Below are 12,311 nucleotides of genomic sequence, written 5' to 3' on the forward strand. Positions count from 1 at the left end.
GAACAACGCGTCCAAGGCGTCCTCATCACCCCCATCGACGACGCCAGCCAACGCCTCAGCCAGCTACGCGACCGGGGCGTGCGGGTCGTGCTCCTGGACCGTCGCTCCGCCGAGGCCGACCTCTGCTCGGTGTCGGTGGACGACCGGCTCGGCGGCGAACTCGCCATGCGCCACCTCGTCGAAAGCGGCCACCGCCGGATCGCCTTCGTCGGCGGACCCCACCGCCTCGAACAGGTACGCGACCGTTACCAGGGCGCCATCCAGGCTCTGACCGACGCGGGGCTGGACGAGGAGAACCTGCGCCGGTACGACACGCCCGCCCTCACCGTGGCCGCCGGTCGTGACGCCGCCGCCCGCATCCTCGGCCAGCCGCGGGGCTCCCGGGCCACCGCCGTCTTCTGCGCCAACGACCTGCTCGCGCTCGGCGTCCTCCAGGTGCTCACCCGCCAGCAGGTACGCGTGCCGGACGAGATCGCGCTGGTCGGTTACGACGACATCGACTTCGCCGCCGCGGCGGCCGTGCCGCTCTCCTCCGTCCGCCAGCCCCGCCAGCGGCTCGGCCAGACCGCCGCCGGGCTCCTGCTCGACGAGGCCAACAAGCCCGAGACCCACGAGCACCAGCAGGTCGTGTTCGAGCCCGAGCTGGTCGTACGCGAGTCGAGCCAGCGAATCCTCACGGAGGAGTGATCCGGGCCAGCGTCTCCTCGTACGCGGTCACCGGTGCCCGCCCGTCCGCGAAGGGCTGCTCGATCTGCTGGATGGTGAAGAGCAGCAGCGTGATGATGCTGGCCACGGTGGCGGTCAGCGCGAGCTGCGGCAGCGCCCGGTCGAATGGGAAGAAGAACACCGGCAGCCCGGCCAGGCCCGCCCCGACCAGCAGGGCAAACCAGGTCGCGTCGCCGATCCGCGAACCGGCGAGCGCCAGCCGCTCCTGGCGGGCCTGGAGCAGCGACTGGACCATCTCCGGCGCCTCCTCGACCTCGTCGCTGTGGCGGGCGGCCACGTCGTGCATGTCCTGCACCAACTGCCAGCCGCGGACGTGCTGGTCAGCGCCGACCTCGCCCAGCCGCGGCCACTCCTGGTCGATCACCTCACGCAGGTAGTCGCGGCTGAGCCGGACCACCTCGGCCCGGTCGGACTCCGGCATCCGACTGGCCGACCAGGCCACGAGTTGGGCCGCCTCCGCCTCCGCGTACGTGGCGTCGCGGGCCTCCTCGGCACCGCTCCACACGTCGATGAACACGAACGCGGCCACGATGGCGAAGACCATGCTGGCGAGCGAGAAGACCGCACTCAAAACGCTGATGTCGACGAGGGGTCCGGCGTCGCGGCGCCACCGTCGCATCACCGCGACCACCGCGAGGGCGGCGATGGATACGCCTACCAACCAGAGCGTGCCGACCAGGTAGGTATTCATCGAGCTTCCATTTAGGATGCATCCACTTCGTTCGGGGCTTACCAGGATAGTTGAGGTGTTCTTTGCGAAAGAGACATGTCACCTTCCGGATAGTCGCGTTACTCGCCGGTCTGACCGCGTTCGGCGGTGGCCTCGCAGTGCTCGCGCCGGCTGCCTCGGCACGTGAACAGTCCGCAGTGGAGACATATGCGAGCCGTTGCCAAGGCGGCCTTTACCAGGTGCGGACGGTGCACAATCAGCGCTCATCCCGGCTGCTCGCCATCGACACCGATACCGGAAAGGTGCGGCGGAGCGTCAACCTCGACCACACCGTCAACGCCATCGGTTACGACCACGTGCAAGGGCTCTTCGTTGGCATCGCGACCCGGCACAAGGGTCACCCGATCGGGGATGGCGGGCATCTCGTCACCATCACTCCCGAGGGTGAAACCCGTGATCTGGGGCCGGTTCTCGCCGCCGTCGGCCAGGGCACGGTCGCGATCGCCGGGGCGTACGCCGGCACCGTCGTCGACGGCGAGCTGCACCTGCTGCTCGACGGCGAGCACGTGGTGGTCGGCGTGCGCCCGGACCGGCAGACGTTCCTGCGGGTCGTACGCCGTACGGGCCTGCCGAGGCTGCCCAGCTTCGGCGACTGGGACGCCCGCCCCGGCGACGGCGCGCTCTACGGCCTCACCACGCAGGGACGCGATCCCAGCCGCCTGGTCCGCCTCGACCCGGACACCGGCAAGGTGACCGAGACGCCGGTACCCGCCCTGCCCGGCAACGGCTTCTACGGCGCGGTCGCATTCGACGACGCCGGCGCGCACCTCTACGCCACGGACAACAACGACGGCGGCGCGCTGTACCGGATCGCGCTGGACGGCACCGCGACCCGGATCGCCCGCGGCACCAGCCTGCTCGGCTCGGACGCCGCGTGGTGCCGCCAGCCCCGGCCGCCCGCGCCCAAGCCCACGACGAAGCCCACGCCCGTACCGGTCCGCTCCCCGGCCGCCGCCGCGCCGCCGCCACCGGTGCCGCCGCGAGCGGTCCCGCCGCCGCGGGTCGTGCCCACCACGACGCCCCCGGTCACCACGACGCCCCCGGTCACCACGGCACCGGCGCCGACCCCGGTCGCGGTGGTGAAGGCGAAGCGCGAGCGGACGGCCGTGGCCGAGCCGCCCGAGGACGACAACCGCAAGACCACGGTGCGCTTCGGGATCGTGCTGCTCGTGCTCGGCCTCGGCGGCGTCGCGTTCGCGAAGCCGGTGGTCAAGCCGCCCGCCAAGGCCCGAGTGCGCTGAGCGGTGCGGCCGGGCGGGATGGCCGGGGCCGTCCGCACTGCCGAGGCTGATCAACGACTACATAGCCGGCGCCCGATGTCCATCTGGCGACATGTCGCCTTTGCGCGCACGCGGAGGTAGTGACCCTCGCGCGCACCGGACCACAGACTCACGCCATGGTTCGAATCGTGCGCCGGATGGCGGCTGCGGTCACAGGCGTCCTGCTCACCATCACCGCACCGGCCGCGCTGCCCACGAAAGCGGTCGCGGCACCGGACGGAACGCCGGCGGGAGCCGAGGTTTCCGCCGTAACGGGGGCGTCCCGGATCACGCTGATCACCGGCGACGTGGTGGACGTCGCGCCCGCCGGTGACGGCCGGTACGCGGCGTCGGTACGGCCCGGTCCAGGGCGCGAGCGGATCACATTCCACACCGTGGAGGCGGACGGCGGCCTGCGGTTGCTCCCGAGCGACGCGGTGCCGTACGTCTCCGCGGGCGTGCTCGACGCCGACCTTTTCGACGTCGAGGAGCTGATCAGCGACGGGTACGCCGACGCGGCCGCCGGGCAGCTTCCGCTGATCGTGCGGTACGCCGGCGGCAACGCGCCCTCGGTCAGCGCGCTCGCCGGCGCACGGCAGGTACGCGCGCTGCCGAGCGTGGGCGGGGCCGCCGTGGCCGCCGACAAGAACGCGCTCGGCGAGCTGTGGCGGTCGGTCACCGCCGCGCCCGCCGCGACCCGGACGCCCTCGGCGGCGCTCGCCGGCGGGATCGCGGGCATCTGGCTGGACGGCAAGGTGCGGGCCAGCCTCGACCGGAGCGTCGCCCAGATCGGGGCGCCGGTCGCGTGGCAGGCCGGCTATGACGGCAGCGGTGTCGACGTCGCGGTGCTCGACACCGGCGTGGACGCGAGCCATCCGGACCTGGCGAACAAGGTCGCCGAGGAGAGGAACTTCACCGACGCCCCGGACGCGGCCGACCACTTCGGGCACGGCACGCACGTCGCGGCCACCATCGCCGGCACCGGCGCGGCCTCCGGCGGCAGCCGCAAGGGCGTGGCGCCCGGTGCCGACCTGCTCGCCGGGAAGGTGCTCAACGACGACGGCGAGGGCTACGAGTCCTGGATCATCGCCGGGATGGAGTGGGCGGTCGCGCGGGGCGCCGAGGTGGTCAACATGAGCCTGGGCGGCGGAGCGACCGACGGCACCGACCCGCTGAGCGAGGCGGTCAACCGGCTCACCGCCGACCACGGCACGCTCTTCGTGGTGGCCGCCGGCAACAGCGGCGGCGAGGCGAGCGTGGGCACTCCCGCCGCCGCCACCGCCGCGCTCGCGGTCGGCGCGGTGGCCCGCGACGAGAGCCTGGCCAGCTTCTCCAGCCGCGGCCCACGCCTCGGCGACGAGGGCGTGAAGCCGGAGATCACCGGCCCGGGCGTCGGCATCGTCGCCGCGCGGGCGGCCGGTACGAGCATGGGCTCGCCGGTGGACGACCGGTACACCGCCGCCTCCGGCACCTCGATGGCGACTCCGCACGTGGCCGGCGCGGCGGCGCTGCTCGCCCAGGCCCGCCCCGGCTGGACCGGCGGGCAGCTCAAGGACGCGCTCGTGAGCACCGCGCGGGGCAACTCCGACCTCGACGTGTACGCCCAGGGCGGCGGCCGGGTCGACGTGCCCCGTGCGATCAGCCAGGGCGTTTACGGCACGGCGGCGCTCAGCCTCGGGCTGCACGAGGAGCCGGCGACCGGCACGCGCACGTACAAGCTGGCGTACACCAACGCCACCGGGGCGCCGGTGACGCTCGACCTGCGCACCGACCTGGCCGGCGCGGTCACGCTCGCCACCGACCGTGTGACCATCCAAGCTGGACAGTCCACAGAGGTCACAATCACGCTCGAACCAGCGAAGCTGGGGCGGGGGCGGCACAGCGGCTACGTCACCGCGACCGGGCCGGGCGGCGTGCTGGTGCGCACCGCGATCGGCGCGACACTCGACGGCCCTCGACACACGGTCACGTTCAAGGCGGTCGACCGCCAGGGGAAGCCGAGCAGCGTACCGGTGATCATCCTCTTCGGCGACGACCGGCGGGCTGACGCGATGACGCACATGTTCCCGTGGCAGGAGAGCGTGTCGGTGGAGGTCGAGGAGGGCACGTACGTGCTCAACGCCCTCATCGAGGACGGCGCACCCCTCGACGAGCAGGCCACCTTCATCACCAACCCCGAGCTGCGGGTCACCGGCGACCTGGAGATCCTGCTGGACGCCCGCACCGGTACGCCGATCCGGATCGAGACGCCGAAGCCGGCCGAGCAGCAGAGCATCATCAGCTACTACGAGCGGCGCGTACACGCGACCGGGCGGATCACCATGCACGGCGTCATGCACTTCAGCACGGTGCGGCAGGTCAACGTCACGCCAACCCGGCGCCCCTCGGCCGGCGAGTACGAGTTCTCCTCCCGCTGGCAGCTCGTCGCGCCGATGGTCCAGGTGAAGGTGCCGGGCGTCACCGGACCGGTCGACATCAACCTGCTGCACCAGTCCCCGGTCTACGAAGGCACGCGAAAGTACCGACTCGTGCTCGCCGGTGCGGAGAAGGCCGCGCTGCGCGGCGCGGCGGCGCTCATGGTCGGCTCGGAGGAGCTCTCCGAGCAGGATCAGATCCAGGCGGCGGCCGCCGCCGGCGCCGCGGTCGCCATCATCGTGCGTACCCCGGACATGCCAGCCTGGACCGTGTGGCGGCCGGTCGGTGACCGGGAGCCGATCCCCTCGCTCGTGGTCGCACACGACGACGGCCAGAAGCTGCTGGCGGCCGCAAGCAGGGGCAGGGCGACCATCGACCTCACGCTCACGCCCTCCAGCCCGTACCTGTACGACGTCTTCCACGTCGAGCGAGGGCGCGTGCCGGAGCGGATCGTGCACCGGGTCACCCCGCACAACACCGCGCGGATCACCTCGCGGTACGCCGAGAACGGCGGCTTCGGCTGGGCCAAGGAGCAGCGGTTCGGCTGGCGGCCGTGGCAGGAGTACTCCTGGAACGACACGCAGCGGATCGTACAGACGCCCAAGGTGCGCGAGGAGTGGGTCTCCGCTGGTGACTCCGTCTGGCAGCACCGCGTGCACTACTACTACACCTGGGACGACATGAACCCCATCGGCGGAGGAATGACGGAGCTGCCGCGCACGTACGCGGCGAACAGCGCGCTGACGGAGGGGTGGTTCACGCCGGTCGTGCGCCCCGCCGCCGTACCGGGGGTGGTCAGCTCCCGGACGGCCGACACGCTCGCCCTGCGGATGCCGGAGTTCGTCGACGCGACCAGCGGGCACTACCAGGTCGCCGACTACGACGACACGGTCACGGCCAAGCTGTGGCGGGATGGCACGCTCCTCGCCGAGCTTCCAGACGCCCGGCGGGACGTGAGCACCACCGCCGCACCGGCCGCGTACCGGCTGGAGCTGACCACCGAGCGCGGCGGCGAGGAGTGGCTGTGGGCGACCCGCACGCGGACGTCGTGGGAGTTCCGGTCCGGGCGGACGGCGCAGGGACGCGCCGAGCCGCTGCCACTGCTCCAGGTCGGATACGGCGTACCGGCCGACCTCAGCGGCCACGTCTCCGGCCGGCATCCGCATCTGATCACGCTCCAGCTGTGGCACCAGGAGGGGCTGCGCGCGCCGCGCGACACCACGCTGCGGGTCGAGGTGTCGCTGGACGAGGGCGCGAAGTGGCGCACCGTACCGGTGACCCGGCACCGCGACGGCTACCGGGCGCTCGTACCGGCCGGCAGCGGGAGCGTGTCGCTGCGCGTGCACGCCCGGGACGGCGCCGGCAACGCGGTGACGCAGACGGTGATCCGCGCGTACGGGCTGCGGTGACGCAAACGGCCGGGGCTACAACCAGCCCCGGCGGGCCGCCTGGAACGCGAGGCCCGGCCTGGTGTCGACGCCGGCGAGCGCCATCAGCCGGTCCAGGCGGCGCTGCACCGTACGCCGGCTCACGCCCATCTGGGACGCGATGGACTTGTCCGGCACGCCGGCCACCAGCAGCGAGAGTACGAAACGCTCGGACTCGTCGGGCAGGTCCGGCTCCTCGTCCGGCAGGCCGCCGTCGAGCCGTACCGGCGTGGCGACGTCCCAGTGGCTCTCGAAGAGCGCGATCAGCGCGTCGAGGAGCTGGCTGCGCCCGATGATCGCGGCCGAGGGCTCGCCGACGTCGCCCTCGTCGCCCCGGATCAGCGGGCAGATCGCGGTCGTGCGGTCCGCGACCGCCAGGCGCACCGGCAGCGTGCGGAGGCTGCGCGCCTGCTCGCCCCGGCGGATACCGTCCGCGACGTTGGCCTGCATGCCGGGCTCCATGAGCAGCGCCCGCTCGTAGATCACCTGGTAGCGCACGCCCCGGTCGAGCGCGTCGAACTCCTCGGTGTTCTCCGCGCTCTCCATCGCCACCGCGTTCGCCCGGCAGAGCCAGAGCATCTCCGACTTCGCCGAGTCCTGGAGGTGGCGGATCCGCTCCCGCAGCGCCGCCGCACCGACCACGACCTGCACGAGCCGGTCCGCGTACCGGCGGCGGGCGCTGGTCAGGTACTCCTCGCTCAGGACGGCCAGCGCGCGCCGCGCCTCCTCCAGCGACTCCTGGCGGCGCAGCAGCTCCGCGCCGAGGGCCGGCTCCGGCGGCAGCGGGCGGTACACCGGTGGTGTGCCATCCGCCGCCACCAGGCCCTTGTCGCCAAGTTCGTCGAGCAGCCGCCGCCCGTCCGCCGGTGGCAGCGACATCCGCTCCGCCACCTGGTCGGCGTGGGCGACGCCGAGCTTCACCAGTACCCGGTACGCCCATTCCTCGTCGGGCCCGAGCAATGCCTCCCCGTGTCGCATGGCATCCACCATGCACCCGGTCCAGCGCGGTGATCAATGATCGTGAGTCAGCTCGCGGGCCGTACCGGCCGGGACGACGGCGACGCCGATCCGGCCGGTACCGCGGGCGGCGGATCACTCGTTGTGCAGTACTTTGGCGATCGTGACCCGGGCCGCCGACCGGGCCGGTAAGAACGCGCCCGCCGCGGCGATGAGCACGCCCGCCACGGCCAGCAGCGCCAGCGTCGGGGCCCGGTAGACGTCGAGTACGAACGCGGGGAAGCCCACCTCGGCCGCGTTCGCCATGGCCGGCAGGACCACGCGGTGGGCGGCGACCCCGATCGGGATGCCGAGCAGCCCGCCGACCGCGCCGAGCGCCGCCATCGAGGTCACCACCATCACGGTGACCTGGCCCGGGGTCATCCCGATCGACTTGAGCATGCCCAGGTCGCGGCGGCGCTCGCGCGTGCTGAGCACGGCGGTGTTGAAGACGCCCAGCGCGGCCACCACGGCGAGCATCAGGGTCAGCAGCGTCACGGTCACCAGCACGATCACGATGAACTCGTCGACGCCCTCGGGCGGGATCGCCAGCAGTTGGGGTGCGGCGGCGGCGACCGCCTCCGTGTACGCCTGCGCGCTGGTGCCCTCGGCGAGGCTCACCTCGAAGCGGTCCGGCAGGGCATCCGGTGCCAGCAGCGACGCGGCCGGCCACTCGGCGATCATCGCCTCGGTGTCGTTGAACACCAGCAGGCCGACGATCCGCACCTGCGCCCGGCTCGTGGCCGACTCGACGGTGATGGCATCGCCGACGGACAGCCCGCGCTGGCGCAGGAACCGCTTGGAGACGGCCACCTCCGCCGCGCCGGTCGGCCACCGGCCTTCGAGGACCTCGTGGCCGAGCACGCCCGTGTCTCCCTTGTAGAGCCTCAGCCAGGTGGGCTCGTTGGTGCCCACCTGGCGGACCGGTACGTCGGTGATGCCGAGCAGATGCCGCGTGCCGGGCACCGAGCGCAGCAGCGCCTCGTCGCCCACCGAAGTGCCGTCCGGGCCGAACGCGGGCAGCACCTCCATGTGCACCTTCCCCGCCCGCGCCTCGACCCGTTGGTACGTGGTCAGCGAGTCGGCCAGGCCGATCGCGAGCGTCACGCTGGTCACGCCGAGCACGACGGCCGCCATCGTCAGCGCGCTGCGGGCCGGGCGGGCGAAGGGCAGGCCGAGCCCGAGGCTGACCGCCCGGGGCAGCCGCGTACCGCTGAGCCACCGCTGGACACGCTGGCCTCGGCCGGGGCGCGGTGCGTTCCCCGCGCTGATCGCCTCGACCGCGGGCAGGCGGCGGGCGCGCATCGCCGGTACGAAGGCGGAGAGGGCCACCATCAGCGGTACGCCGGCCAGCGCCGCCGCGCTGACCCAGGCCGGGACGCCGATGGCCTCCGCGCCGAGGTTGCGGAACGCGTCGGAGAGCAGCGGCCGGGCGAGCACGTTGCCGAGTACGGTGCCGAGCGCGCAGCCGGCGACCGCCGGTACCGAGACCATCGTCAGGTACACGGCGAGCACCTGGCTCGGGGTGAAGCCGAGCGCCTTGAGCACGCCGATGTGCCGGAAGCCGGCGACCACCGCGCCGCTCACCACGTTGGCCACGATCAGGATGGCGACGGCGAGGCCGAGCACGCCGAAGGCGACCAGGAACGTCACGTACGTCGCCGCCTCACGCGCCGCCGACTCCCGGAGGGCGAGGTACGAGGAGAAGCCGAGCCGGGCGTCGGCCGCCAGCCCTTCCGTGACGGCGGCGAGCCCCGACCGCACCTGTGAGTCGGTGGACGCCTCGGCGAATCGGTACAGCATCTGGGTCGCGGTCGGCGCGAAGGCCATGGCCTGCTCGGGCGTGACCCACGCGTCGGCCGACTGGCTCATGCTGTAGGCGAGGCCGACCACGGTCAGCGTGGTGCCGCCTCGCACGGTGAGCTGCTGGCCCACGCGGAACATCTGCCCCTCGCCGACCGGGTTGGCGTTGACGACGATCTCGCCGGGCGCGCTCGCCCAGCGCCCCCGCCACACGTTGAGCCGGTCTACCGTGCCCGCGGAATCGGCCCGGCCGACGACGGTGAGCGGGTCGGTTCGGGGCCGGCCCGCGGCGGTGGCCTCGATCGTGGCCTGGGCGAACGGCCCGGCCACCGCCTCGACCGCGGGCTTGGCGGCGGCGGTGGTGAGTTGCGCGTCGGTGACCTTGGCCCGGTCGTACGCGACCACGAGGTGGGCGCCGCGCTGCTGCGCGTGCGCCTGGTCGAACGGGCCGGACGAGACCGCCAGCAGCCCCAGCGCGACCACGATCATGGTGGTGGAGACGCCGACGACGATGCCCACCACGGCCGTCTGGAGCCGCCGCCGGCGGACCGCCGCGCGCGCCGCCAGCCAGACCGCACTCATGCCGCCCGCTCCAGGGTCCGCTCGCGGGCCACCTGCCCGTCGACGATCTCGATCACTCGGCTGGCACAGCGGGTCGCGAGCCGCTCGTCGTGGGTCACCATCAGCAGCGTCTGGCCGATCTGGTTGAGGTCGAGCAGCAGGTCCATCACCTGCTCGCCGACCCGGCTGTCCAGCGCGCCGGTGGGCTCGTCGGCGAGCAGCAGCGCGGGGCGGTTCATGAGCGCGCGGGCCACCGCGACCCGCTGCCGCTCGCCGCCGCTGAGCTGTGCGGGGTACGTGTTGCGCCGCGCCGCGATGCCGAGTTCGTCGAACAGCTCCAGCGCCCGGCGCCGGGCGTGCGCCGCGGGCGTGCCGGCGAGCTGGGCGGCCAGCGCGACGTTGTCGAGGGCGGACAGGTCGTCGATGAGGTTGAAGAACTGGAAGATCATCCCGATCCGGCGGCGGCGGAAGAGGGCGAGCCCCTTCTCGTTCAGCGCGCCCAGGTCCTCACCGTGCACGACCACCGAGCCGGACGTCGGGCGGTCCAGCCCGGCGACGACGTTGAGCAGCGTCGACTTGCCGCTGCCGGAAGGCCCCATCACGGCGACCGCCTCCCCGGCCCGGATCTCCACCGAGATCCCGTCGAGCGCGACCGCCTCCCCGTACTCCTTGCGGACGTTCGACAGCCGCACGACCGGCGGCTCGTTCCCCTCGTCACTCATGGTCATAGAGCTTGGCCGGGCCGGTACGGGTCGGGCATCGGCTCGCGGAAGTAACTCTCCGCGCGGCTCATCCCGCAGATGTAGGGGCTGCCTCCCCGGGATGATGCGCCCTCCGGTGGCGGCCTGAGACAGTGTTCCCATGGTTGGTTGGCTGGCCGCGGCCGTCGCGGGCCTGGTCGCCGCCGTGCTCGCGGTGCGGCTGGTGCGCACTCGGCGCGCGTTCACCCGGGCGCTGGAGGAGCGCGGCTGGCTATTGGAGCGGGAGCGGGAGACGGCGGCCCAGGGCGCGGTCGACGCCGAGCGCGCCCGGATCGCCCGCGAGCTGCACGACATCGTCAGCCACAACGTGAGCGTGATGGTGGTGCAGGCCGGCGCCGCCCGCCAGGTGATCCACGCCGGCTCGGGCGAGGCGACCGCGGCCCTGCGGGCGGTGGAGACCGCCGGGCGTGACACCATGACCGAGCTGCGCCACCTGCTCGGCGTGCTCGCCCCCGCGGCGAGCGGTGCGGACGAGATCGACCTGGCGCCGCAGCCGAGCCTGAGCCGGCTGACCCCGCTGATCGACCGGATCGCGTTCGCCGGGCTCCCGGTCGAGGTGCGGATCTCCGGCGAGCCACGGCCGCTCCCGTCGGGGGTCGACCTGACCGCATACCGGATCATCCAGGAGGCGCTGACCAACGCGCTCAAGCACGGCGACGGGGTGAAGGCGGAGGTCACGGTGCGCTACGCGGAGCGCTACCTCCGGATCGAGGTGCTCAACACCGGACCGAGCGTGCTATCCGGCAGCCGCCCGCGACCGCCGGCCGGTGGCGGCCCGGCGGAGGGGCGCGGGCTGCTCGGCCTCCGCCAGCGGGTCGCCGTCTTCGGTGGCGACCTCGACGCGCGCCGCCGGCTCGGCGGTGGCTTCCGGGTCCGCGCCAAGATCCCGCTGGAGCGGCCGTGAGCCGGCGAGCCGGGCCGGCCGGTCGCGGGCGAGCGCACCGGGAGCGGCCGTGAGCACGCCGGCGCCGCGGGTCGTGATCGCCGATGACCAGGCGCTGGTCCGCAGCGGCTTCCGGATGATCCTCACCGCCGGCGGCATCGACGTGGTGGCCGAGGCGGCCGACGGCGCCGAGGCGGTGGCGGCGGTCCGCCGGCTGCGTCCCGACGTGGCGCTCATGGACATCCGCATGCCGGTCATGGACGGCCTGGAGGCCGCGCGCCGCGTGCTGGAGCACGCGCCCGAGTGCCGGGTCCTCATGCTGACCACGTTCGACCTCGACCGCTACGTCTACGCCGCGCTCGCCGCCGGCGCCAGCGGCTTCCTGCTCAAGGACGTGACGCCCGAGCACCTGGTGGCCGCCGTGCGCCTCGTCGACACCGGCGACGCCCTGCTCGCGCCCTCGATCACCCGCCGGCTGGTCGAGCGGTTCGCGTCCGCCGGCAATGGCCCGGCTGGCCCGCCCGCGATCCACCGCGACCTCGCCGGGCTGACGCCGCGCGAGCGGGAGGTGCTGGCGCTGATGGGGCGCGGGCTGTCCAACGCCGAGATCGCGGCCGCGCTGACGCTGAGCGAGGCGACGGTCAAGACGCACGCCGCGCACATCTTCGGCAAGCTGGGACTCCGCGACCGGGCCCAGGCGGTGGTGCTCGCCTACGAGACCGGGCTGGTCAAGCCGGGCGGCTGAGCCGG

General features: G+C 73.4%; 9 protein-coding genes. 5 read left to right on the top strand and 4 right to left on the bottom strand.

Annotated elements, in window-relative coordinates:
* Nucleotides 1–687: substrate-binding domain-containing protein (locus ACFFIA_RS32870; RefSeq protein ID WP_377258552.1), on the top strand; the 687-nt coding region annotated here is incomplete at its 5' end.
* Here ACFFIA_RS32870 and ACFFIA_RS32875 read toward each other — a convergent pair.
* Nucleotides 674–1,417 carry a bestrophin-like domain gene (locus tag ACFFIA_RS32875; RefSeq protein ID WP_377258555.1) on the bottom strand — a complete coding sequence of 248 codons (744 nt, stop codon included), beginning with the start codon at nt 1,415–1,417 and terminating at the stop codon, nt 674–676. The genes ACFFIA_RS32870 and ACFFIA_RS32875 overlap by 14 nt on opposite strands.
* Before the next feature lie 227 nt (nt 1,418–1,644).
* Here ACFFIA_RS32875 and ACFFIA_RS32880 point away from each other — a divergent pair, with 227 nt between their 5' ends.
* Together ACFFIA_RS32880 and ACFFIA_RS32885 are read left to right on the top strand one after the other, a co-directional pair.
* The gene (locus tag ACFFIA_RS32880) at nt 1,645–2,697 is read left to right on the top strand and encodes a DUF6923 family protein (RefSeq protein WP_377258558.1); all 1,053 of its coding nucleotides are present in this window, start codon (nt 1,645–1,647) and stop codon (nt 2,695–2,697) included.
* 155 nt (nt 2,698–2,852) lie between these two features.
* Nucleotides 2,853–6,539: a S8 family serine peptidase gene (locus ACFFIA_RS32885; RefSeq protein ID WP_377258561.1), complete on the top strand. Its 3,687-nt coding sequence runs from the start codon at nt 2,853–2,855 to the stop codon at nt 6,537–6,539.
* 15 nt (nt 6,540–6,554) lie between these two features.
* Here ACFFIA_RS32885 and ACFFIA_RS32890 read toward each other — a convergent pair whose 3' ends face one another.
* The 3 genes from ACFFIA_RS32890 to ACFFIA_RS32900 all read right to left on the bottom strand — a co-directional run bounded on the left by ACFFIA_RS32890 (nt 6,555) and on the right by ACFFIA_RS32900 (nt 10,639).
* A complete protein-coding gene (locus tag ACFFIA_RS32890; protein WP_377258564.1) occupies nt 6,555–7,535 on the bottom strand; it encodes a helix-turn-helix domain-containing protein in 981 nt (326 codons plus the stop codon).
* Between the two features lie 114 nt (nt 7,536–7,649).
* Nucleotides 7,650–9,938, bottom strand: a complete 2,289-nt coding sequence (locus ACFFIA_RS32895) for an ABC transporter permease (protein ID WP_377258567.1) — start codon at nt 9,936–9,938, stop codon at nt 7,650–7,652.
* A complete protein-coding gene (locus ACFFIA_RS32900; protein ID WP_377258570.1) occupies nt 9,935–10,639 on the bottom strand; it encodes an ABC transporter ATP-binding protein in 705 nt (234 codons plus the stop codon). Before ACFFIA_RS32900 ends, ACFFIA_RS32895 begins: the two co-directional genes overlap by 4 nt.
* A gap of 139 nt (nt 10,640–10,778) precedes the next feature.
* On the opposite strand from ACFFIA_RS32900, the gene ACFFIA_RS32905 reads away from it, so the two are divergent.
* Both ACFFIA_RS32905 and ACFFIA_RS32910 read left to right on the top strand, forming a co-directional pair.
* Nucleotides 10,779–11,582 (top strand): sensor histidine kinase, encoded by an 804-nt coding sequence (locus ACFFIA_RS32905; protein ID WP_377258573.1) that lies wholly within the window; start codon nt 10,779–10,781, stop codon nt 11,580–11,582.
* Between the two features lie 49 nt (nt 11,583–11,631).
* Entirely contained in the window at nt 11,632–12,306 is a 675-nt protein-coding gene (locus ACFFIA_RS32910; protein ID WP_512700731.1) for a response regulator, read from the top strand.
* Nucleotides 12,307–12,311 lie beyond the last annotated feature (5 nt).

Origin of the sequence: Phytohabitans kaempferiae (assembly GCF_042433955.1) — a bacterium.
Classification (GTDB): domain Bacteria; phylum Actinomycetota; class Actinomycetes; order Mycobacteriales; family Micromonosporaceae; genus Phytohabitans; species Phytohabitans kaempferiae.

Bases quoted from the DNA above. Each gene is read 5' to 3' on its own strand.
- ACFFIA_RS32875 (WP_377258555.1), bottom strand. From the start codon at position 1,417: ATGAATACCTACCTGGTCGGCACGCTCTGGTTGGTAGGCGTATCCATC.
- ACFFIA_RS32885 (WP_377258561.1), top strand. From the start codon at position 2,853: ATGGTTCGAATCGTGCGCCGGATGGCGGCTGCGGTCACAGGCGTCCTG.
- ACFFIA_RS32890 (WP_377258564.1), bottom strand. From the start codon at position 7,535: ATGCGACACGGGGAGGCATTGCTCGGGCCCGACGAGGAATGGGCGTAC.
- ACFFIA_RS32895 (WP_377258567.1), bottom strand. From the start codon at position 9,938: ATGAGTGCGGTCTGGCTGGCGGCGCGCGCGGCGGTCCGCCGGCGGCGG.
- ACFFIA_RS32900 (WP_377258570.1), bottom strand. From the start codon at position 10,639: ATGAGTGACGAGGGGAACGAGCCGCCGGTCGTGCGGCTGTCGAACGTC.
- ACFFIA_RS32905 (WP_377258573.1), top strand. From the start codon at position 10,779: ATGGTTGGTTGGCTGGCCGCGGCCGTCGCGGGCCTGGTCGCCGCCGTG.